At 65.1% G+C, this 22737-nt stretch carries 19 protein-coding genes and 1 tRNA gene; 5 read left to right on the top strand and 15 right to left on the bottom strand.

The features are described 5' to 3' along the window. Nucleotides 1-7: 7 nt before the first annotated feature. The 3 genes from pth to ACY48M_RS06620 form a co-directional block, all read right to left on the bottom strand. Nucleotides 8-616: an aminoacyl-tRNA hydrolase gene (pth, locus tag ACY48M_RS06630; protein ID WP_462819882.1), complete on the bottom strand. Its 609-nt coding sequence runs from the start codon at nt 614-616 to the stop codon at nt 8-10. Nucleotides 617-654: 38 nt separating this feature from the next. Then, nucleotides 655-1314: a 50S ribosomal protein L25/general stress protein Ctc gene (locus ACY48M_RS06625; protein WP_462819483.1), complete on the bottom strand. Its 660-nt coding sequence runs from the start codon at nt 1312-1314 to the stop codon at nt 655-657. Nucleotides 1315-1501: 187 nt separating this feature from the next. Then, complete coding sequence (locus ACY48M_RS06620; RefSeq protein ID WP_462819482.1) at nt 1502-2026, bottom strand: gluconokinase; 525 nt, start codon at nt 2024-2026, stop codon at nt 1502-1504. 133 nt (nt 2027-2159) lie between these two features. Here ACY48M_RS06620 and gndA point away from each other — a divergent pair, with 133 nt between their 5' ends. The 3 genes from gndA to ACY48M_RS06605 all read left to right on the top strand — a co-directional run bounded on the left by gndA (nt 2160) and on the right by ACY48M_RS06605 (nt 4566). Beyond that, complete coding sequence (gene gndA, locus ACY48M_RS06615) at nt 2160-3617, top strand: NADP-dependent phosphogluconate dehydrogenase (protein WP_462819481.1); 1458 nt, start codon at nt 2160-2162, stop codon at nt 3615-3617. Further along, complete coding sequence (locus ACY48M_RS06610; RefSeq protein WP_462819480.1) at nt 3617-4129, top strand: N-acetyltransferase family protein; 513 nt, start codon at nt 3617-3619, stop codon at nt 4127-4129. Before gndA ends, ACY48M_RS06610 begins: the two co-directional genes overlap by 1 nt. Before the next feature lie 65 nt (nt 4130-4194). Further along, nucleotides 4195-4566 (top strand): hypothetical protein, encoded by a 372-nt coding sequence (locus ACY48M_RS06605; protein WP_462819479.1) that lies wholly within the window; start codon nt 4195-4197, stop codon nt 4564-4566. Between the two features lie 10 nt (nt 4567-4576). Here the strand turns inward: ACY48M_RS06605 and ACY48M_RS06600 are convergent, their stop codons facing one another. The 5 genes from ACY48M_RS06600 to ACY48M_RS06580 all read right to left on the bottom strand — a co-directional run bounded on the left by ACY48M_RS06600 (nt 4577) and on the right by ACY48M_RS06580 (nt 13598). Continuing rightward, nucleotides 4577-5449 carry a hypothetical protein gene (locus ACY48M_RS06600; protein ID WP_462819478.1) on the bottom strand — a complete coding sequence of 291 codons (873 nt, stop codon included), beginning with the start codon at nt 5447-5449 and terminating at the stop codon, nt 4577-4579. A gap of 689 nt (nt 5450-6138) precedes the next feature. Further along, nucleotides 6139-10749 carry a fibronectin type III domain-containing protein gene (locus ACY48M_RS06595; RefSeq protein WP_462819477.1) on the bottom strand — a complete coding sequence of 1537 codons (4611 nt, stop codon included), beginning with the start codon at nt 10747-10749 and terminating at the stop codon, nt 6139-6141. Between the two features lie 252 nt (nt 10750-11001). Further along, on the bottom strand, nt 11002-11979 hold the full coding sequence (locus ACY48M_RS06590) for a ribose-phosphate diphosphokinase (RefSeq protein WP_462819476.1): 978 nt from the start codon (nt 11977-11979) through the stop codon (nt 11002-11004). A 57-nt stretch (nt 11980-12036) separates the two neighbouring features. After that, on the bottom strand, nt 12037-13476 hold the full coding sequence (glmU, locus tag ACY48M_RS06585) for a bifunctional UDP-N-acetylglucosamine diphosphorylase/glucosamine-1-phosphate N-acetyltransferase GlmU (protein WP_462819475.1): 1440 nt from the start codon (nt 13474-13476) through the stop codon (nt 12037-12039). A gap of 50 nt (nt 13477-13526) precedes the next feature. Beyond that, nucleotides 13527-13598: transfer RNA gene (locus tag ACY48M_RS06580), tRNA-Gln, on the bottom strand. A 95-nt stretch (nt 13599-13693) separates the two neighbouring features. Here ACY48M_RS06580 and ACY48M_RS06575 point away from each other — a divergent pair. Then, nucleotides 13694-14185 carry a MarR family winged helix-turn-helix transcriptional regulator gene (locus tag ACY48M_RS06575; RefSeq protein WP_462819474.1) on the top strand — a complete coding sequence of 164 codons (492 nt, stop codon included), beginning with the start codon at nt 13694-13696 and terminating at the stop codon, nt 14183-14185. A 10-nt stretch (nt 14186-14195) separates the two neighbouring features. Here ACY48M_RS06575 and ACY48M_RS06570 read toward each other — a convergent pair whose 3' ends face one another. Continuing rightward, nucleotides 14196-14495, bottom strand: a complete 300-nt coding sequence (locus ACY48M_RS06570; protein ID WP_462819881.1) for a TraR/DksA family transcriptional regulator — start codon at nt 14493-14495, stop codon at nt 14196-14198. An 83-nt stretch (nt 14496-14578) separates the two neighbouring features. Then, nucleotides 14579-16402, bottom strand: a complete 1824-nt coding sequence (locus ACY48M_RS06565) for an ABC-F family ATP-binding cassette domain-containing protein (protein WP_462819473.1) — start codon at nt 16400-16402, stop codon at nt 14579-14581. A gap of 374 nt (nt 16403-16776) precedes the next feature. On the opposite strand from ACY48M_RS06565, the gene ACY48M_RS06560 reads away from it, so the two are divergent. After that, nucleotides 16777-17502: a DUF559 domain-containing protein gene (locus ACY48M_RS06560; protein WP_462819472.1), complete on the top strand. Its 726-nt coding sequence runs from the start codon at nt 16777-16779 to the stop codon at nt 17500-17502. A gap of 190 nt (nt 17503-17692) precedes the next feature. Here ACY48M_RS06560 and ACY48M_RS06555 read toward each other — a convergent pair whose 3' ends face one another. From ACY48M_RS06555 to metG, 5 genes are all read right to left on the bottom strand, one after another. Further along, the gene (locus tag ACY48M_RS06555; protein ID WP_462819471.1) at nt 17693-18628 is read right to left on the bottom strand and encodes a 4-(cytidine 5'-diphospho)-2-C-methyl-D-erythritol kinase; all 936 of its coding nucleotides are present in this window, start codon (nt 18626-18628) and stop codon (nt 17693-17695) included. A gap of 47 nt (nt 18629-18675) precedes the next feature. Further along, on the bottom strand, nt 18676-19215 hold the full coding sequence (locus ACY48M_RS06550) for a hypothetical protein (protein ID WP_462819470.1): 540 nt from the start codon (nt 19213-19215) through the stop codon (nt 18676-18678). A 9-nt stretch (nt 19216-19224) separates the two neighbouring features. Next, on the bottom strand, nt 19225-20109 hold the full coding sequence (gene rsmA, locus ACY48M_RS06545; RefSeq protein ID WP_462819469.1) for a 16S rRNA (adenine(1518)-N(6)/adenine(1519)-N(6))-dimethyltransferase RsmA: 885 nt from the start codon (nt 20107-20109) through the stop codon (nt 19225-19227). Nucleotides 20110-20170: 61 nt separating this feature from the next. Then, nucleotides 20171-21082: a TatD family hydrolase gene (locus ACY48M_RS06540; RefSeq protein WP_462819468.1), complete on the bottom strand. Its 912-nt coding sequence runs from the start codon at nt 21080-21082 to the stop codon at nt 20171-20173. Nucleotides 21083-21137: 55 nt separating this feature from the next. Then, nucleotides 21138-22712, bottom strand: a complete 1575-nt coding sequence (gene metG / locus ACY48M_RS06535; RefSeq protein WP_462819467.1) for a methionine--tRNA ligase — start codon at nt 22710-22712, stop codon at nt 21138-21140. Nucleotides 22713-22737: the final 25 nt, after the last annotated feature.

Below are 22737 nucleotides of genomic sequence, written 5' to 3'. Positions count from 1 at the left end.
AATGATTCTACGCGGGCGGCGGAGCGTGGAACCGCTGCTGGGCGACCGTGAGACCATCGCTCGCGACGAGCTCGACAGCGTCTGCCGCATCAGCCAACAGGTTAGGCAGCACGGCGCGCTCGGTCGAAGAAAAATCGCGGAGCACAAAATCGGCGGCCGGCTGCCTGCCAGGAGGCCGGCCGATGCCAACCCGGACGCGAAGGAACTCAGGAGTGCCCGTCGCGGCAATGATGTCGCGGAGCCCGTTGTGCCCACCGTGCCCACCACCCTGCTTGAGGCGCACGGTGTCGAACGGCAGATCGAGCTCATCGTGCACGACGATGAGCCGTTCGGCGGGGATCTTGAAGAATCGCAGCAGGCCAGCAACCGGGCCGCCGGAGAGGTTCATAAAACTATTCGGCTTCGCCAGCACGAGACGCGGGCCCTCGGCGCCAGTGCGCGACTCCGCCACCATCGCGTTCGCCTTGTGCGAACGAAAGGACGCCGAGCGACGGTCGGCGAGCTCCGCCAACACCATCTGGCCGACATTGTGCCGATTGCCCGCATAGTCGGCACCGGGGTTGCCGAGCCCGACGACAAGCCACTGGGTGCCGGCCCCGTCGGGCGCGGCATCCAGTGGCTTCGTCTTGGAAAAGAGGCCTATGAGGGGCAGCCTTACTCGGCGGGCGCTTCGGCGGCAGACTCTTCGGCGGCCGCCTCCTGGTCAGACTCGTCGCCGAGGTCCTGCTCGGTCTCGCCGTGCACGGCAAGCACCAGGGTCTCGGGGTCGACGATGAGGGTGACACCCTCGGGCAGCGTGACATCCTTCGCGTGGATGGTCGCGCCGATCTCGAGGCCCTCGATGTTGACCTCGAGGTACTCGGGGATGGCGATGGCCGAAGCCTCGATGAGGAGCGAGTGCGCGTCGACATCGACCGAGGTGCCGGGAGCGGACTCACCGACGACGTGGATGGCAACATCCACCTCAACCTTTTCACCCTTGCGGATGACGATGAGGTCGATGTGCTCGATGATCTGGCGCACGGGGTCTTTCTGCACATCCTTCACAAGACCGGTCTGGGTCTTGCCGGCAATCTCAAGCTCGAGGATCGCGTTGGCCTTGCGCAGGAGCAGAGCGGTCTCGTGACCGGGCAGGGCGAGGTGCTGCGGCTCGGTGCCGTGGCCGTAGAGCACGGCCGGGATCTTGCCGGCGGCGCGCAGGCGGCGAGCGTAGCCCTTGCCGAAGTTGTCGCGCACGTCGGCGACGATGTGGTTCGAAATCTTTGCGGTGCTCGCGGCGGACGGGCGTCCTGCGCGGCTGGTCTTCTCGCCCATGGCTGTTCTCCTTTTGCGGGCTGTGGGCCCGGTGTCGTGTGATGTTCAACTCGAACGCATCGGCAGCGCGTGGTCGCACTGCTGCGTGAGGAAAGACCGAAGCCCCGCTCGCCGCGTCGATAACGGATGCACGGCGCCCGCTCACGCGGACGACCGACGATCCCTCGCCGAAGTTCAGTGTGTGAGTCTACCCCACGTGCGGCGCAGGGCGCTCCGAAACAAGGAGCGCCGCCGTAGCGACCACGTCACGCAGTGGTGGCGCAATATCAACGACAACGCCAGCTTCATCGGCTCCGAGCGGCTCGATCATCGCGAGTTGCGAATCGAGCAGCCCGACGGGCATAAAGTGCCCCGTGCGGGTGCGCAGGCGCGACTCAAGCAGCGAGCGCTCACCAGAAAGCAGCACGAAAACGGCATCCGGGGCTCCAGCGCGGAGGATATCGCGGTACGACCGGCGAAGCGCCGAGCACGCCACTACTAGGCCCTCTCCCATGTCGGCAGCGGCGGCGACCGTCGCCGCGACGGTCGCAAGCCACGGCATCCGGTCGTCATTGTCGAGCGGTCTACCGCTCGCCATCTTTGCCACGTTCTCAGGCGGGTGCAGGTCATCGGCATCCACGAATCGCAGCTTGAGTGCCTCTGCGATGCCAGCGCCGACCGCCGACTTGCCGGAACCGGAGACCCCCATGACGACAATGAGTTCGCGGGTCATAGCCACATCCTTTCAATGTGTGAGGTGCGGATGCTCGAAATAAGCTGCCAAACCCACCGTACGCTCCCAGGGCCAACGACGCCCAACGCACTACCCTTGAACGATCCCCCCACTCGATCTGAGGAGCAGCAGCGTGGCCGAAACCAGCGAAGCACAGGCAAACATCGGCGTCGTCGGCATGGCGGTGATGGGGTCCAACCTCGCCCGCAACCTCGCCAGCCGCGAGGGCAACACGGTCGCGATCTACAACCGCTCGTTCGAAAAGACGCAGGCCGTGCTCGACGCCCACCCCGAGGCAGGCTTCGTGCCTGCCGTCGACTACACGGAGTTCGCGGCGGCACTGCAGCGCCCCCGCACCGCCATCATCATGGTCAAGGCGGGCGCGGCAACAGATGCGGTAATCACCGAGCTCACCGAGGTGTTCGAGCCAGGCGACATCATCGTCGATGGTGGCAACGCTCTCTTCACCGACACCATCCGCCGCGAAAAGACGGTGCGCGACACGGGCATCAACTTTGTCGGTGCCGGCATCTCTGGCGGCGAGGAGGGCGCGCTCAATGGCCCCTCGATCATGCCCGGCGGCAGCGAGGAGGCCTGGCAGACGCTCGGCCCGATCCTCGCGTCGATTGCCGCGGTCGCCGACGGCGAACCGTGCGTCACCCACGTCGGCACCGACGGCGCCGGCCACTTCGTGAAGATGGTGCACAACGGCATCGAGTACGCCGACATGCAGCTCATCGCCGAGGCCTACGACCTCATCCGTCGCGGCACGGGCAAGACGCCCGCCGAGATTGCCGAGATCTTCGAAGGCTGGAACAGGGGCGAGCTCGAGAGCTACCTCATCGAGATCACCGCCGAAGTCCTCCGCCAGGTCGACGGCCGCACCGGCAAGCCCCTCGTCGATGTCATCGTTGACGAGGCCGGCGCCAAGGGCACCGGCGCGTGGACGGTGCAGACCGCCCTCGACCTTGGCATCCCCGTCTCCGGCATCGCCGAGGCCGTCTTCGCCCGCTCGCTCTCGTCGAGCCGCGCGAGCCGCAACGCCGCAGCAGGCCTCCCCGGCCCCGACGAGGAGTTCTTTGTCGACGACGCCGACGCCTTCATCGAAGACGTGCGCCTCGCCCTCTACGCCTCCAAGATCGTCGCCTACAGCCAGGGCTTCGACGAGATCGTCGCCGGTGCTGCCCAGTACAACTGGGACATCAAGCTCGGCGAGATCGCGCGCATCTGGAAGGCCGGATGCATCATCCGCGCCCAGTTCCTCGGTCACATCACCTCGGCTTACCTCGACGACCCGCGCCTTGGCTCCCTCCTCACGGCGCCCTACTTCAGCGACGCCATCACGCAGGCGCAGTCGAGCTGGCGCCGCGTCGTTATCGCCTCGGTCAGGGCAGGCATCCCCTCCCCCGCGTTCTCGTCATCGCTCGCGTACTACGACGGCCTCCGCGCCGAGCGCCTGCCCGCCGCCCTCATCCAGGGGCAGCGCGACTTCTTCGGCGCCCACACGTACAAGCGCATCGACGCCGACGGCACCTTCCACACCCAGTGGAGCGGCGACCGCAGCGAGATCGAAGCCGAAGACACCCACTGATGACCGCCCGCACCCCGCGCCCGGCCACCGAGGCCGACGTGCCGGAGATGCTGCGGCTCATCCAGGAGCTCGCCGACTACGAGCGTGAGCCGGATGCCGTGCTCACGAGCGAAGACGACCTGCGACGGGCGCTCTTCGGTGAGCGGCCGGCAGTGTTTGCACATGTGGTTAATGGGGACAGTGTTGATGGGGGCAGTGTTGATGGGGACGGCGCCGGCTCGCTCGCAGGCATGGCGATCTGGTTCCTCACGTTTTCGACGTGGGAGGGCGTGCACGGCATCCACCTCGAAGACCTCTACGTACGCGACGAATACCGGGGCCGCGGCCACGGCCGGGCGCTCCTCACCGGCCTCGCGCAGGTCTGCGTCGAGCGCGGCTACAAGCGACTCGAGTGGGCGGTGCTCGACTGGAATGAACCGGCCATCGGCTTCTACCGCAGCCTCGGCGCCGAACCGATGGACGGATGGTCGACCTTCCGCCTCAGCGGAGACGCGCTGCGCACCGCGAAGTGACGCCGGGCGGTCGCCCCGTGCGGCCACACGACGGGCGTTCATCGGGCAGGTGACAGACTGGACGGGTGAGCGACGACCACCCGGAACTCTCCGGCTACCAACCCTACGAGGAGCGCCCCCTCCGCAGCGCCCGCACCAGAATGCTGCTGCGGGTCGTCGTGCTGCTCGCCGTGCTCGGACTCGTGCTGCCGAGCATCCTCACGACCATCAGTGTCGGCGCGCGCAACGCCGAGCTCGCATGCGACTACCGCGGCACCCTCACCAACCCCGGTTCACCGCGCTATGAAGCACGATTCGAGCTGTTCGGCCCCGGCGGCCTCGGCTGGGAGTGCTACGCGACCGACCGACTCGGCGATGAACACCACGTCGACTCGATGGGGCTCATCCCCGTCGCGCCAGGATCAGGCTCGACCGACATCGACACGCGCGAAACGTAGTCGTCGATCGTTAGAACTCGTCGATTTCAGCTGAGAGCACATCTTCGGTTTCGAACCGTGCGCCGAGCTCCCGCGCCAGTGAGCTGAAGTGGGCTGTGATGCCGTCCCACTCCGGCTGAGTGGCGTTCACGGGCTCGAGCCCGATCGCGCGAAGGCGCGAGTCTGCGCCAAAACTTGTCACCGCAGCAGCGTCACTGGCATGAACAAATTCTCCGTGCTCTGCCTGGAGGTCGCTGGTGGTGATCGCCCGCCCATCGGCGGCGGTGAATCCAGCAGCGGTGAGCATGGCAGCCACCACCGCCTCTGCCAACGGTGACGCAGTGTCGAAGTCTTCCAGGTCCGCATCCGGGTGGGCGAGAATCATCTCCGACAGGGGCGCCGACGCTGACGCCTGGGGTGCCGCTGTCCGCGGGGTCGGTGGTGGCACGAGGTCCTGCGCTGCCGCGGCGTCCTCCGCCGACAGGGGGTCCTCCGCTGACAGGGACCCAAACTTCAGCATGAACTCCTCGAGGAACCGGGCGGAGTCGGCCGGGTCAACTGGATGAAGAAACGCCTCCTCGATTGCGAATCGAAGGCCAAGCCGTGCAGCTGAGGCCGCCAACTTTGCCACGATCTGGTCCCATTCCTCTTGCGTCCCCCGCAGGAGTCCCACAATGACATATCTGAGGCGCCCGGCATGCCCCACGCTGACAGCGTCAACTGCCTCGCCCTTGTAATGCAGCTCTCGCTGGGAACTCTGCAGATCCGTGACTGTGATCGCTTTGCCCCGGCGAGTGAATCCCGCCTCGGTGAGCGCCGCAGCCACCTCCTCCTCCGGCAAGGGCGGCGCCACCCGATAGTCAGAGATACGGTTCCGGCTCAGCTCCGGGTGGCCGAGGAACATGTTCGGAGCATTGTGCGCTCTCGGTCGCGGCACCTCAACCGGCTTCTCAACCCGACCAACAAACACCGGCGGGATGCGCCGCGGATCGTCCCACGCAACCGCAGGTTGGTGCAGGTAGGGCGCAAGAATTGACGCACCCCGCGGAACAACTGGAATCTCCCGCGACCAACCAAAATTCAGGACGACGACCTCGTGAAGCCGCGTGAGTCCGAGACCTCGAGTTTCGCGGCGATGAGCGCTCCCGACTGCAACCTGGATTCGCTGAGCCAGCTCAACTTCAGCTCTACTCTGGCTAAAGACACACGGGCATAGAAAGTGCTCGTCGTGCTTGCGGGTGTGTACTCCCCAGTGCGCGGTCGGGTCAATCCTTCGCACGATTTCGAACACATAGTGAACAAGCGACTCTCCGGCGAACTGGTGGCGCCCGGCAGCTTTGAAGTCAATACCGAATGTCAGTGCAACGGACGGGACAGCATCCTCTGGAACTCCCGGAAGGCCCTCGTCTGCGAATTTCAGGAACCACTCCCACAGGGGCACGAGGCTCTCGAGTGACCCGTCGAGTTGGTCCAGCGGCCCACCGGTCTGGTGTACCCATCGAGCAAGGTCACCCACGCGCGCAGGCCCACGAGCAACCACATGGTCACAGAACTCCTGCGCCTGAGCCATTGAAAGATCTGCAAACTGGATGGTCATTGGGGTAGGTGCACCACAATCGCAATTCCCGCATCTTCAAGCATATCGAGAAGGGTATCGGATGGCCCGACTTTCCCGGTTATTGCACTCGGGAGGAAGTGCCAATCGTAGAGATCCGTTACGTTATTGCCGAGGAGGGCTGCGTCTTTTCTTCCCTGGTACTTTGCAAATGCGCTGGCCGAATAGCCGACTTTGACTTCATGGAATGTCTTCACACCGTCGACTACTGTAATGCCGTCCACGAAGCGACTACTCACACCGCCGTCAGGTAGGTGGACGGCCGTTCGAACCTGCTTGTACTCTGGAATTTCGAGCAAATTGTGCACGAACGCTTCGCCCAATTTCCCGGTCCTCATCGGCACGGGAAGGCCCGCCGACGAATATGTGTAAGTCTTCGCATTCGGGCTCTCGAGCATTCGCTTTAGTCTGTGTATTCCGTTGGCGTTCACGAGCTTTTGAATTGAAGCGTCGCCGACGCTTCGCGTCTTGAGAAGTTGAACGAAATCGTCGTCGATCAGGCGCAGGGTATTGACATATCCTGCAGGATCCGAGAAGTCCCGCAGGAACCGTAGGGCATCATGCTGTTTTCGGATAGAGGCGCTGGTCGCCGGGCCGAGGATTGGATCTGCCAGCCGCTGTACAAACTTTACGACCTTTGCTGCGCCGGCCGCCGACTCCCCTCCAACATTCGGCACGAGTGCCGCTGCGTAGAGCCCGGCCATCAACCAATCGCCGCGTGCTGCCGAGGCGTAACCGTCTCGCAAGTCTCCGAACACCAATAGACCGCTGGCGACATTGCCGGCTAGCCACGCGATCGTGTCACGCGTGCAAAACTCGACTTCACCGCAAAAGAAGCCGAGAGCAAGATCCTGCAGCCACTGATATTTGGAGACAACGGGGTCTGTTTCACTTGGGTCGTAACCCTGTTCGAGATTCTGGGATTCGAAGAGGTCTGAGAATCCATCGAGGTCAGTGTCGGGCATCTGAGCGTAGGTGCCGTGAAGCTCTTCATCTCCGTCAAGCAGCCCATCACCGTCCGGATCCGCGTTGAGCGGATTCATCCCAACCTCGACCTCTTCGAAGTCTCGAAGTCCGTCGCTGTCACCGTCGGACTTCTCCGGATGCGACACAACCGCGTAGCTCACGGTGGTCTGACCCGGTATCGACGCTGCCGGAACCGATATCGATCCAATCTCGTCGCCGTCAGGGAGACCATCATTATCTGTATCTGGATCGGTAGGATCGCTGAAATACCGCTTAGGCATCCCGGGGCCCGGAGTCGTCATCGTGCTGACCACGCCGCGCGTTTCAACCCAGTCGGTAATTCCATCGCCGTCTGTGTCTGTCGTTGTGTCGTCTGTGACAATCACCGGTGGCGTAACGGACGAGATCCAGCTAGCCAGGTCAGTGGCCGTGGGCACGTATGAGTAGGTTCCGCCGGAAGTCTGCGCCAAATCGATCAGCCAATCGCTGCTCGATGGAGTGCCTTGACCTATATCAAGTACATGCACGGGCACGTCGCGTTGGACGAACGGAACGTATTCTTCACCGAACCACTCCTCGTACTCAGAAGAGGCGTAGTCTGACGCCGGCTTAAATCCGCCGTCAGTGACGAATACGACTACCTTGTTCCGGCAAGAGAAGTTTGGAGCGTCGTCAACATACGGGTTCGCTTCGTCTGCAGGGAACTGCTGGTCTGCGAAGGACGAGTCCCCCAGAACTTCTTCAATTAGATACCCCGGAAAATCATCAAAAAGGTCGGATTCATCCCAAGAGGTGCCCTCTGCGTCTTCCGCATCAGCAATCCATGACAGGGCTCGTTCGCGGGACGTCGTGCCGGTCGACCACGGCTCACTGGACACGGCATCCGAGATCGGCTCTGAACCCACGGTGAAGAAGTTTGGGCTTCCACGGGCGATGCCTCCCTGAATGTGGATCCCCCGAACGGCAACCTGGTCACCGGGCCGCAACGAGCCGACTACCGCTCGGAGCGCGTCATATCGCTCTCCCCCCGGATCAGCCTCGTAGACACTGGACGTGTCATCGATGATGATCTCGACGTCGAGCGGGGCGGATCCCGCGAGCGCGGCATCGCATTGCGTAGCATTCGCGGCCCACTCGCCGAGATCAACGACGGAATAGCTCAGCCCCAACTGGGGCGAGTGTATGGAAATGGTGTGCGTGGCGGTGGAAACGGTGACGTTATTGTCTGCGAAACTCCAAGTGCCGATTGCTTCGTCCCAGTAAACGGGAGCCAGTGCGGCGAGCCGTTCGGCAGCAAGGGCGGGCGAATACCCGAATGTCAGCAAGCTCACTGTCGTCTCGACCGAAGTGCTCAGTGATGAGAGCGGGCCTATAGAGACGCTGGAGGCCTCGACCTTTTCGTTGACCATTGCGACTGATGTCACTGCTCCGGCCACGCCGACGCTGGGAGTTTCGCTCAAAAAGTAGGACTCCAACGCGGCAGCACCACCGACAAGGGACGTCGTCGCACGTGTAACGTCGGAGCCCACCGGCGATTCTGTAGTGTCCGAGTCGGCGACTGTGTGCACGGCATCGTGCGGGTCAACAGTGAGAGTGATCTGGTCCGCGTAGTCGGGGACTCCATCGGTGTCACTGTCCGCGTTGGTAGGGTCAAGACCGGCCCTAATCTCGAAGCCGTCTGTCAGCCCGTCTGAATCACTGTCTGCGACGAGAGGGTCGGTGGCGGAGATAAGTTCGTCACCGTCGGAAACACCGTCGCCATCGGTGTCGGGGTTTGACGGGTTGAGTCCGGCCGCAACCTCCACGATGTTGGTGAGACCATCGTTGTCGGAGTCCTCGTCCGCGTCTGAGATGTCGTCGTCGTTTGTGTCGGCGAGCGTGGGCGACGTGAACGCGGCAAGCTGAAGCACCTCTTCGGAGTCGGTGAGGCCATCGTTATCGGAGTCCTGCAGGAGAGGGCTTGATCCAACACGCGCCTCAAGAACGTCCGGCAATCCATCAGCGTCGCCATCTACAGCATCGTCCATGGGGGCGATTCCGGCGCTGAATGTGGCTGGACCGGCGCCTGCACCGTTTATTGCTTTGACGCTGGCTACATAATCGACGCCGTTATCAAGATTGTCGAATTGGACACCATTGCGCCCGTACCGCATTTCTATGGTTTTCTCCGCCCCGCCGGGGCTGAGCTCGATCGTGTACTGCGTTACCGGGTCACCGTTCTCGAACTCCGGAGCATCCCAGAACACTTCGATGAATTCGTCGCCTGGCCGGACCTCAACATTCTGCGGTGCGCTGGGGACGTCGTAGGCGACGAAGTACTGCTGTGCGCGTGGGCCCGCGCCCAACGCGTTTTCTGCGGAGACCCCAAACACATAAACGCATGCTGCGGTGAGCCCGACGAGTTCGTACTCAAGGTCCTGAGTTTGTGCACTTCTCCTAGGCTCACCGCAGTGGGACGTGAGGTCTGTCTGGAACTGGGTGACATCACTTCCACCATCGTCAGTCGGGGCAAGCCATGAAGCCGTCGCGGACAGTCCACCGACTTCGACATCGAGGGCCTCGGGATACCACGGCGTCTCGGTCGATAGCGAGTAGTGCTGCGAAACGGCGGGGCCGTCTCCGAGTACGTTCGTTGCTGTGACCGTGGCGGCGTAGTTGCCGTGCGGAAGATCCTCGAAGAGATACGAACGAGCTGAAGCGTCGACCTCCACCTCTAAGGACCCCGGTTCTAGTCGAACGGTGTACGACTCCACGGGCGCGACGGCCGAGTAGGAAGGTGCCGCCCACTGCACGAGCAGAGCATCACGCTCTTGCCCTCCGTATACCAGCGGAACCGCGCTGGGCAACCGTCCGATGCTTACTTCTCGGTAGCTCGACCATTCCGAGAGCATGCCGTTGCTGTCGAGGGTCGCAGCCTGCCATCTGAAATGTCCCTCGGGACTCGCTGTGGAGACCAATGTGGGACTTATCGAAGCAATCCCCTCAGAATCAACTTGTGCCCAGTATTCGCGGACGTCTGGCGCACCTCCTTGCCAGTTGGTTTCTACACGAAACACCACGTCGGTCTCGTTAGGCGCGAAAGTTGATGCCTGGGCAATCAGCGGGGTGCGACTGAGCACAACGTCGTGGTCGAGCGGAGCGACGAGAGTTGGCGCCGGCGCCGGGGCCGCAGTCGTAAATACCGACGGGTCAGTCCATGGCCCGGTCGCAGCGTTGTTCACGACGCGGAAGCGAAATTCGTAGGTCTCGTCAAACTCGAGAAGGTTGGGAGGGACACTCCACTCGGCCCAACTCCAGGTGTCCGAACGTTCGGTCTCAATGCTCTCGGTCGCGAGTACCACAGGCGGAGTCGACGACCTCGAGAGCTCGATCTCAAAGCTGTATTCGTCATTAGTTTCGCTCGAAGCGTCAATTGCCTCAAGGTAAATGGCCGGGGTGACGGAAAGGACCGTCACACCTGTCAAGTCCTCATACGACGGGTCCACGTAAGAAGATGTGGACGGCCACTCAGCGTCACTTTCGGCGGCTGCCGGGGAAGCCGAGCCTGCGGCCTGAACGAGCGAAACGACCATCACAACGCTGAGGAGCCAGCCCAACGAAAGTTTTCCGCGTTTCCGGTACATACAACCAAGCCCCCAGCGCCATCACACCTGAATGACCCTCACTGAGTCATATCGCGAAAACTACACAGGGGTAGAGGGTTTTGTCTATACCTTTCGCGGAAAGTGCTTCAACCCCACCCCACATGCTTGTGATTGGCCTCAGCGTCTTTTCGCGACCGAGCTTGGTCGACACGCGCGACACGTAGTTCCCACAGAGCGGGTTTCGATACGTTCGCTCCTGCGTCGCGGACTACTCAACCGGCAGGGTGACGGCTACGCGGCACCGTCGAACATCGACGTGACCGAACCGTCGCTGAAGACCTCGTGGATGGCGCCCGCGATGAGCGGGGCGATCGGCAGCACCGTGAGGGTAGGGAAGCGCTTGTCTTCGGGGATTGGGAGCGTGTCGGTGACGACAACCTCGTCGATGAAATCGGCCTGCAGCCGTGTCGTCGCCGGGTCGGAGAACACGGCGTGCGTCGCGGCGACGACGACGTTCTTTGCCCCGGCATTCTTCAGCGCCTCCGCCGCCTTCGCGATCGTGCCGCCCGTGTCGATCAGGTCGTCGACGAGTAGGCAGGTGCGGCCCTCGACCTCACCGACGATCTCGTGCACCGACACCTTGTTGGCGACGCGCGGGTCGCGACGCTTGTGGATGATCGCGAGTGGGGCCCCAAGCTTGTCGCTCCAGATGTCGGCAACGCGCACGCGGCCCATGTCGGGCGAGACCACCGTGAGGGTGTCTTTGTCGAGCTTCTCCTTGAAGTACTTCAGCAGCACCGGCATGGCGAAGAGATGGTCGACGGGGCCGTCGAAGAAGCCTTGGATCTGGGCGGCGTGCAGGTCGACGCTCATGATGCGGTCAGCGCCAGCCGCCTTGAACAGGTCAGCAACGAGGCGGGCAGAAATCGGCTCGCGACCGCGGCCCTTCTTGTCCTGGCGCGCATACGGGTAGAACGGGGCAACGACCGTGATGCGCTTCGCCGAGGCACGCTTCAGCGCATCCACCATGATGAGCTGCTCCATGAGCCACTCGTTGATCGGCGTCGTGTGCGACTGGATGACAAACGCGTCGCAACCGCGCACGCTCTCGCTGTAGCGCGCATAAATCTCACCGTTCGCAAACGTGCGCGTCTCGGTGTGCACAAGCTCGGTGTCGAGCTCCGCAGCGATGTCCACAGCGAGTTGCGGATGCGCCCGCCCCGTCACCAGCACAAGCTTCTTCTGTCCGTTGACGGTGATTTCGGACAAATGCCGCTCGCTCTCTGCCGGGGTCGACCGGTTCGAGATCGAACAGGCCAGAAACGATCAGGCCTTGTCGACACCCTCACCGGATGCCGCAGCCGCATCCGCGGCCGCAGTGCCCGGCCGGTTGGTGGTGACCCAGCCTGCCATGTTGCGTTGTGGAGCCACCGAAATCGCCAGATCGCCGGCCGCGACATCCTTGCGGATCACCGTGCCAGCGCCCGTGTAGGCTCCGTCACCAATCCTAACCGGCGCGACGAAGACGTTGTGCGAGCCGCTGCGCACATGCGAACCCACGACCGTGCGGTGCTTGCTCACGCCGTCGTAGTTTGCGGTGATGGTGCCAGCCCCAATATTCGAGCCCTCGCCCACCTCGGTGTCGCCGATATAGCTCAGGTGCGGCACCTTGCTGCCGTCGCCGATCGTCGAATTCTTCGTCTCGACGAAGGTGCCGATCTTGCCCTCGGCACCGAGCACCGTGCCGGGGCGCAGGTAGGCGAACGGGCCCACCGTCGCACCCGCGCCGATGACCGCGAGGGTTGCGTCGGTGCGCTTCACGACAGCATCCGGCCCCACCTCGCAGTCGACGAGCGTCGTGTCGGGGCCGATGATCGCGCCCCGCTCGATCTTCGTCGCGCCACGCACCTGCGTGCCCGGCAGCAACTCGACATCCTCCGCGAGCGTCGCATCCACGTCGATCCACGTCGACGCCGGGTCAAGAATGGTCACACCGGCAACCTGCCAGCGACGGATGGTGCGGGCATTGAGCTCCCGCGCCGCCGCCGCCAACTGCACGCGGTCATTAATGCCGGCGACGAGCCAGTGGTCACGCACCGCCATCGCCTCGATGCGGCCGCCCGCCTCGCGAATCACGGATGCCGCATCCGTCAGATATTTCTCACGCTGGGCGTTTTCGGTGCCGACCCGCGAGAGTGCGTCGCGCAGCGGAGCCGCCGAAAACACGTACACGCCGGCGTTGATCTCGCGGACGGCGAGCTGCTCCGATGACGCGTCCTTGTGCTCGACGATGGCCTCGAACACGCCATCGCCCGAGCGGACGATACGCCCGAAGCCGCTCGGGTCATCGAGGACCGCCGACAGCATCGTCAGCGCGTTGCCCTCATCGCGGTGGGCCGACACGAGCGACCGGAGCGTCGCCGCATCGAGCAGCGGTACATCGGCGCTGAGCACGACGACGCGGCCATCGAATCCCTCGGGCAGCGCGTCGAGCGCCACCTCCACCGCGCGACCCGTTCCAGGCACCTCGTCCTGATCGACGATCACCGCTGCCGGGAGGCGTCGCAGCACCTCCGCCGACACCGAATCCCGCTCATGCCGCACCACCGCCAGAATGTGGGCAGCGCCAAGCTCCTCCGCCGTCGACAGCACATGCCCGACGAGCGTCACCCCACCGAGCGCGTGCAACACCTTCGCCTTCGACGACTTCATGCGCGTGCCCTGGCCTGCGGCGAGGATGATGACGGCGAGAGACTGATCGGTCATGGTGGGGCTCCTAAGCCGTTCGGAGAGAATCGCTGGCGCGATTATCTCGGCTCCGCCTCCAGGATTCGAACCTGGTCCTAACAGTTCCAAAGACTGCCGTGCTGCCGTTACACCAAGGCGGAACGCGCAGAACCGCCAACAACGATTCGCGCGGTACACAAGTCTGCCAGACGCGACCGAGCGACGGGTTCATGCGCGCCCCACCATAATGGTCACCATGCCCAATCGCGACGAAGTCGACCGCATCGTCGACGCCTGGGAGCGCGAGCGACCAGACCTCGACTTCGCACCCCTCCAGGTGCTCAGTCGCGTCGGCCGGCTCTCGCGCCACCTCGACCGGGCGCGCAAAACTGCCTTTGCGGCATCCGGCCTCGAGTCGTGGGAATTTGATGTGCTCTCCGCTCTGCGCCGCGAAGGCGAGCCATACCAGCTCAGCCCCAAGGCGCTGCTGCAACAAACCCTCGTCTCCTCTGGCACCATGACGAACCGCATCGACCGCCTCGTGCACCGCGGGCTCGTCACCCGTCACACCGACCCCCACGACCGGCGCGGCGTGCTCGTGAGCATGACAGCGGACGGGCGCGCGCGCGTCGACACCGCCATCACGCAACTCCTCGAATCGGAGCGCGCCCTGCTTGCGGGACTCGAGACCGCCGAGCGCGAACAGCTCGCGTCGCTGCTGAGAGTCCTCAGTCTCGACTTCGACTAACGGTCAGCCCTCACGGGCGGGGCTCCGACCGCGACGCGCACTCGACGCAAAGGCGGGCCCACGGGCGAGCCTCGAGGCGGGCGAACGGGATGTCACGGCCGCACGAAGCGCACACACCAAAGCCACCAGCATCCAGACGGTCGAGGGCGGCACCGATCTCGGCGAGCCGCCCGCGGGACTGCCGCAGCAGCGCATCGGACTGCGAACGCTCGAACGCGATCGTCGAACCCTCCGGGTCGTGCTCGTCATCAACATTCGAATCCTGCCGCGCGTCGACAATGCGGCGGATGTCCTCACCGAGCGACGCCATAAGCGAAAGGGTGCGCTGCCGCTCCCCCACAAGCTGCACGCGAAACCGTGCAAGCTCCGCCTCAGACAGGGTCGACACGATGCCTACTCGAGCAGGTCGGTGAGCTCCAGCCAGCGCGACTCCAGCTCGGCCGCCTGCGTGTCAAGTGCCGTCAGCTCCGCGCTGAGCGCGCCGAGCCCCTCGAAATCGTTGATGTCATGCTCTGCCATGCGCACGTGCAGCGCCTCGATCTTCTCGTTCGCCTTCTGCAGGCGCCGCTCCACAGAGCCGAGCTCCTTCTGCGCGTTGCGAAGCTCCGCGCCCGCAAGCCCCGGCTTCTTCGAGGGCGCCGCAGCGCCACCCGCGCCGAGCGGCCCGGATGCTGGGGTGGCCGGCGCCGCAGCATCCGTCGCCTTGCGGATGCGGATGTACTCGTCGACACCGCCCGGCAGGTGCCTGAGGTGGCCGCCGAGCACGGCGTACTGCTGATCGGTGACCCGCTCGAGCAGGTAGCGGTCGTGGCTCACGACGAGGAGCGTGCCGGGGAACGAGTCGAGGAGATCTTCCATCGCGGCGAGCATGTCGGTATCGAGATCGTTGGTGGGCTCATCGAGGATGAGCACGTTCGGCTCATCGAGCAGGATGAGCAAGAGCTGCAGGCGACGCTTCTGGCCGCCCGAGAGGTCCTTGATGGGCGTGCTGAGCTGCGCGCTGTCGAAGCCGAGCCGCTCAAGCAGCTGGCCGGGCGTGACCTCTTTGCCGCCAGCGACATAGGAGCTCTTCTGGCGGCCGATGACGACGCGCACCGGCTCATGCTGCACCTCGGTGAGCTCCTTGAGCTGCTGGTCGAGGATCGCGATCTTCACCGTCTTGCCGCGCTTGACGCGACCCGTGGTTGGCAGCACCGCGCCGCTCACCAGGCCGAGCAGCGTCGACTTGCCGGCACCATTCACCCCGAGGATGCCGGTGCGCTCGCCCGGAGCGATGCGCCACTCGATGTCCTTGAGCACAACCTTCGACGGGCGCGTCTCCGACTCGGGGAACGTGACGCCGACCTCGAGGATGTCGACCACATCTTTGCCGAGCCGCTGCATCGCCATCGACTGCAGCGACACCGTGTCACGCACGGGTGGTTCGTTTGCGATGAGCTCATTCGCGGCATCGATACGGAACTTCGGCTTCGCCGTGCGGGCCGGGGCACCGCGGCGCAACCACGCGAGCTCCTTCTTCATGAGGTTCTGGCGCTTCGCCTCCACCACCGAATTCATGCGGTCGCGCTCGACACGCTGCAACACATAGGCGGCGTAGCCACCCTCGAAGGGTTCAATCAGCCGGTCGTGAACCTCCCACGTGGTGTTACACACCTCGTCGAGGAACCACCGGTCGTGCGTCACGACCAGCAGCCCGCCCTGGCCGGCAGGCCAGCGACGTTTGAGGTGCTCCGCGAGCCACGACACACCCTCGACGTCGAGGTGGTTGGTGGGCTCATCGAGAAACACGACATCCCAGTCGCCGACGAGCACCTTGGCGAGCGCTACGCGGCGGCGCTGGCCGCCCGAAAGCTGGCCGAGCGTCGCATCCCACGGGATGCCGCCGAGCAGACCCGAAATGACGTCGCGGATGCGGGAATCCCCCGCCCACTCGTACTCGGGCCGGTCGCCCACAATCGACTCGCCGACCACGATCGTGCCATCGAGCTCATCGGCCTGATCGAGCATGCCGATCGTCGTGCCCTTGCGGACGGTGACGCGGCCATCATCCGGTTGGATGCGGCCAGCAAGCAAACGCATGAGGGTCGACTTGCCGTCGCCGTTGCGGCCGACAATGCCGATGCGATCGCCCTCGTCGAGACCGACCGTCACCGAATCGAAGATGACGCGCGTCGGATACTCAAGATGGAGGGACTCTGCCCCAAGAAGATGTGCCACGTGACTCGACACTACCGGGCCTGGGCTGGATGCCCGCCCGTTGTGGGCTGCTCCGACGGGACGCAAGGCGCGGCATTCGCCCGTGAGACTGCACGAATTGCTCGTCCGGGCGCCTCTCGCAGACAACTTGCGTAGTCTCGCGCGGGCTGTGGATGCGTGACGCGGCAGTCGAAGCGGAACCGGCACTCTGAGTCGATGCCCCTACCCCTGCCAGAACACCTCCGGGGACGACCATTCGGGCGGGCCGAAGCACTCGCGGCGGGCGTCACCGACGGCCGACTACGGTCGCGGCACCTCGCGCGCCCGTTCCACGGTGTCCGCTCGACCGACGTGGCACGTGCACCGTGGCCCCCCTCACCGCATACGCACAACGGATGCCTCCCGGCCAGCACTTCAGCCACACCACAGCCGCGCTCATCCACGGCATGCCGCTCCCGTCATCCGCGGCATCCGACGTGCATGTCAGCTCGACGTCGACGGCCGGATTCCCTCGCGCTCGAGGCATCGTCGGCCATCACTCGGATTCGCGCACGATCATCGTCAGAGGAGTGCGGGTGTCAGAACCCGTCGCCGCGTGGTGCGAACTCGCGACCATGCTCCGCATCGACGACCTCGTGGCCGCAGGGGACTATCTCATCACCGGCGACGAACCGTACAGCGGGCTCCCACCGCTGGCGACACTCGACGATCTCCGGAGCGCCGTGCGAGATCGCGCAGGACGGCGTGGCGTGCGTCGGCTCACTGAGGCGTTCGGTCTCGTCAGGTACGGGCCCCTCTCCCGAATGGAGACGCTGAGCCGACTGCTCATCGTGCGGGATGGCCTGCCGGAACCGGTGCCGAATGCGCGCGTATACGATCACATCGGTCGCCGGATCGCGATGGTCGATCTCGCGTTCGCGACGTGGAAGGTCGCCGTCGAGTACCAGGGTGATCATCATCGTGAGCGGCAGCGCTTCCGCGACGACATCACCCGGCGCGAGCGACTCGAAGACGCGGGCTGGAGCGTCGTGAAGGTCTCGGCAGACGACATCCTTCGCCGCCCTCGCGAGACGCTCGAGAGGATCCGGCGGCGACTTCGCGTCCGTAGGGCCGCGATCTGAGGCTCACGTCGTCGCTCTACGCGGGTGTGAGACTGCGCAAGTTGTCGTGATTCGGGGCAATCGCGACGATTTGCGGAGTCTCGCGGGCCGGGCGGGATGCGCGGGCCGGGCGGGATGCGCGGGCCGGGCGGATGCGCGGGCCGGACGGATGCGCGGGCCGGGCGGATGCGCGCGCGGGCCGCCCCGTGCGTCAGTCGGTGCAGAGGCGGGCGCCGTGCACGGGACCCGTCGCCCTCACGACCCTGAGTCGTGCCGCACTCAGCGCGACCTGCACTTCGAGCGCCGCATCGACGTCAGCGGTGAGGAACGCGACCGTCGGGCCAGACCCCGAGACGATACCGGCGAGGGCACCGTTCTCCTCACCCAGCTCGATCACGCGGGCAAGCCGCGGCTCAAGGTGGAGCGCCGGAGCCTGCAGATCGTTGTACATGACCTCGGCGAGCATCGCCGAATCGCCGGCACGCAGCGCCTTCAACACGGGCGCATCGACGCTCGGCTTGATCTCGGCCGGAAAGATGTCTTGCGCATGGCGCTCACGGTGACGATCGAGTTCGCGATACACCTCCGGTGTGCTCATGCCGAAATCGGCCATCGCCAGCACCCAGTGGAACTGCCCCTTCGCGAGGGCAGGGCTCAGCTCGTCGCCGCGACCCGTGCCGATGGCCGTGCCGCCCGTCAGCGCGAATGGCACATCCGCGCCGAGCTGCGCGGCGAGGCTGAGGAGCTCTTCGCGCCCCAGATCGGTGCCCCAGAGGGTGTCGCACGCGAGGAGGGTGGCCGCGGCATCCGCTGAACCGCCACCCATGCCACCGGCGACCGGCACATTCTTTTCGATCTCGAGGCGCACACCACCCCGGTAGTCGGCGACCCGAGCGAGCAGCCTGGCCGCCTTGATCGCGAGATTCGTGCCGTCGGTCGCAAGAGTCGAGGTGTCGATCGACCCTGTGAACGACACCGAAAAGTCGTCGGCGAGCGAAGCACGAACGTCTTCGTAGAGCGAGACGGCCTGGTAGGCGGTGGCGACCTCGTGGTAACCATCATCGAGGAGCGAGCCGACCTTGAGAAACAGGTTGAGCTTGCCTGGAGCGCGGACGTGGACCTTCGCGGGTCGTGCGGGCGAACTCATGGGATAAACCTAGCCGAAGGCTCTGTCTGCCCCTGACCGGGTGCCCCTTACATGTCGAACCGCGTCAACAGCTTCGCGAGCCGCTCCTTTTCGGGCCCGAGACGATCGGGGTCGAGCCTGAGACGGGTGAGCGCGATGCGGCACTTGCGCACGGATCCCGCGGGGCCGGGGCTGAGGGTCGCGAGCACGCCGGTGCCGTCAGCAAAGTTCCAGCGGGCGGTCGGATGCTTCGCCGCATGGCTCACCGACACAGGCTCAACCCCAAAGTGGTCGCCGACGAGTGCGATGACCCGGTCGAGGACCGCCAGAATCTCCCCCTCGACCGTTTTGCTTGCTCCGGCCGCGAACGTGCCGTCGGACTGCTGCCCCGGCAGCCGGCGACCGCGCGCCTGCTCGTAGGCGACCGTGATGCCCTGGGCCCACCATCCGTCGACCCTGTGCTCGCGGTGCAACCACGCGGCAATGTCGGGATGCGGCCAGGTGGCGGCGTTCTCCGCGTCGAGCAGAGCGAACCATTCGCCACGGGTCTTGCCGGTGACGTCGTGCATTTTGGTGTCCGAGACGCTGCTCGGTGATACCGCAGCCATGGTCACACCCTACGCCGGTGGTGGCTCTGCCGAAAGAGTGTCGGCGGCGGGTTCGGCGGCGGCCGCGGCGCGCGCGATCGCGAGGAAGTCGTGCACCGTGAGCTGCTCGCCGCGCTGCGTGGGGGCGATGCCGGCCCGTTTGAGCTGGGCGGATGCCTCGGCCGAGCTGCCGAGCACGACCGAGAGTGACTGGCGCAGCATCTTGCGGCGCTGGCCGAACGCCGCATCGACGAGGGCGAAGGTTGCCGTGCGCTCCGCCTCAGTGCCGATCGCCTCATCGCGAAGGGTGAACCCGACGAGGATCGAGTCGACGTTTGGCACCGGCCAAAACACCTGCCGACTCACCATGCCGGCCGTGCGCCAGTGCCCATACCAGGCGGCCTTGACGCTGGGGCTGCCGTAGACCTTGCTGCCGGGCTCGGCCGCGATGCGCTGGCCGACCTCCGCCTGCACCATGACAAGACCGGAGGTGATGAACGGAAAGTGCTCCAAAAAGTGCAGCAGCACCGGCACCGAGACGTTGTACGGCAGGTTCGCGACCAGGGTCGACGGATGCTTCGGCAGCTCCATGATCGTCATGGCATCGTGCAGCACGACCGTGAGGTCGGCGTCTGGCTGCATCGCGGCGACCGTGAGCGGCAGCTGCCGGGCGAGTCTGGGGTCGATCTCAACCGCGACGACGGGCGCACCCGTCTCAAGCAGCCCGAGCGTGAGCGAGCCGAGCCCCGGGCCGACCTCGACGACGGCGCTCTCGCCCGTGACGCCGGCGGCCTTGACGATGCGTCGCACCGTGTTCGCGTCGATCACGAAGTTCTGGCCGAGCTTCTTCGTTGGTTGCAGGTCGAGCAGTTCGGCGAGGTCGCGGATCTCGGCGGGCCCGAGCAGTGCGCCCATTATTCAGGAACCCGCGTCGTGGACGTGACCCGTGGCATCCGCTGGGCCCGTGTTGTCGGGGTCATGCGAGTTGGGCCGGTGCATCCGAGCCACCGTTTCCTGAATTTCCAGAATCGGGCGGGAGGAGGTCAGTCTCCCAGGAGCCGTAGACGTCCTCCGTGTTCGACGCGATCTGGGCCGCGAGCAGGGCGTCGGGGGTATTGAGGTGCTCCGCCATGAACCGCAAGGTCGTGGGGATGAGGTACGACGCGTTCGTCTGGCCCCGGTGCGGAGTCGGCGTGAGGTAGGGCGAATCGGTCTCGATAAGGATCCGGCTCCGCGGCACGGCCGACAGCGCCTCGCGAAGGTTACCGGCGTTCTTGAACGTGACAGTGCCCGCGAACGACAGGTACCAGCCGTGGTCGGCGCACACCCGCGCCATCGCGGCATCGCCCGAGAAACAGTGGAACACGGTGCGCTCGGGGGCACCGACCCGGAGGAGCGTTGCGATGACATCATCGTGCGCGTCGCGATCGTGGATCTGGAGGGCAAGCCCATGCCGCTTCGCGATCTCGATGTGCGCCTCGAACGAGCGCAGCTGGCCCGGTCGACCCTGCTCGTCGGTGCGGAAAAAGTCGAGCCCCGTCTCGCCAACCGCGCGCACGCGGGGTCGGCCCGCAAGCTCATCGATCTCCGCAAGGGCGTCGTCGAGGGTGCCCGCCGCCTCAAGCTCCGGCGCGTCATTTGGGTGGATGGCGACCGCCGCGAGCATGCGAGGCTCACGCGCTGCCATCTCGGCCGACCAGCGTGAGGTCGCGACATCCGTGCCCACCTGCACAACACCGCGCACCCCGACGCTGCTCGCAAGGTCGAGCGCCTCACGGTAGTCGAGCAGTTCTCGCTCGCCCGTCGGGCTCCACGCGCCGTGATCGAGGTGGGTGTGGTTGTCGTACACGCCCACCGTGAGGGCCTCGGGAAGCGGCGGGTAGGTCATGTGCGGCTCCTTGGTTTCGATACGGCCCTGGCGGGCCTACTCAACCGGCGGGTTCTCAACCAGCGAGTTCTTGCTCGATGCGGGGGAACAGTGGCGGCAGGCTCTCGACCGTGGCGCCAGGCTGCAGCACGCCCCAGGTTCCGGCCTCTGGGATGAGCTGCTCCGTGAGCGGCCTCGTGAATCCCAGCGCGGTCCACAGCTTGCTCGTCGCCTCGGGGATAACGGGCGAAAGCAGCACCGCCAGCGCGCGGAGACCCTCAGCGGTTGTGTAGAGCACGGTGCCGAGGCGGGCTCGCGCCGCGTCATCCTTCGCGAGCACCCACGGCTCCTGCACCGTGATGTAGCCGTTGAGCTCGTCGACAACCGTCCAGATCGCCGCGATGGCCTCGTGGATCGCGAGACGCTGCATCGCGGCATCCGCTGTCGTCACTGCGGTCGCGAGGGTGCGCTGGATGCTGCGGTCCGCATCCGTGTAGTCGGCGGGCGCCGGCACGCTGCCGCCGTAGTAGCGGTTGATCATGGCGATGACCCGCGAGGCGAGGTTGCCGAACCCGTTGGCCAACTCGGACTGGTAGCGCGCCGAGAGATCCTCCCAGCTGAACGAACCGTCTTGCCCAAAGTTGATGGCGCTCATGAAGTAGTAGCGGAACGCATCGGCCCCGAACGTGTCGGTGATGTCGGAGGGGGCGATGCCGGTGAGCTTCGACTTCGACATCTTCTCGCCACCGACGAGCAGCCAGCCGTGGCCGAAGACACGGTGCGACACGGGGAGCCCGGCCGCCATGAGCATGGCCGGCCAGATGACGGCGTGAAAGCGCGCGATGTCTTTGCCGACGAGCTGCACGGCGGGCCAGCGGCGCGCGAAGTTCTCATCGTCGGTGCCGTAGCCGATCGCGGTGATGTAGTTGAGGAGCGCATCGAACCACACGTAGAGCACGTGGCTGTCGTCCCACGGCAGCTTGACACCCCAGTCGAAGCTCGAACGCGAGATTGAGAGATCGCGAAGCCCCTGCTGCACGAAATACGTGATCTCGTTGCGCACGCTTTCGGGCTGAATGAAGTCGGGGTTGGTGCGGTAGAGGTCGAGCAGGGGCTGCTCGAAGTCGCTCATCCTGAAGAAGTAGTTCGTCTCCTTGAGCACCTCGACGGGTTTGGAGTGGATGGCACAGACCTGCTGGCCGGTGTACTCCCCCGTGCCGGGAACGAGGTCGCCCGGCTGCTTGTACTCTTCGCAGCCGACGCAGTAGTGGCCCTCGAACTCGCCCTGATAGATGAAGCCGTCGTCGTAGAGCTTCTCGAGAAACAGCTTGACGCCGTGCTCGTGGCGCTCATCGGTGGTGCGGATGAAATCGTCGTTGGAGATGTTGATGGTCTCGAGCAGCGGCTTCCAGGCCGTCTCGACGAGTCGGTCGGCCCACGCCTTGGGGCTCACGCCGTTCGCGACGGCCGTGCGGAGGATCTTCTGGCCGTGCTCGTCGGTGCCCGTGAGCAGCCAGGTGTCGTCGCCGCTCTGGCGGTGCCAGCGCGCGAGCACGTCTGCCGCGACCTCCGTGTAGGCATGCCCGATGTGGGGCACGTCGTTGACGTAGAAGATCGGGGTCGCGATGTAGAAGGAGTCGCCTGCGGCCATGGGTTCCATCCTAAAGCCGCGTTTC

Source organism: Homoserinimonas flava (assembly GCF_054969005.1).
This window is presented reverse-complemented; position numbering and strand designations above follow the sequence as displayed.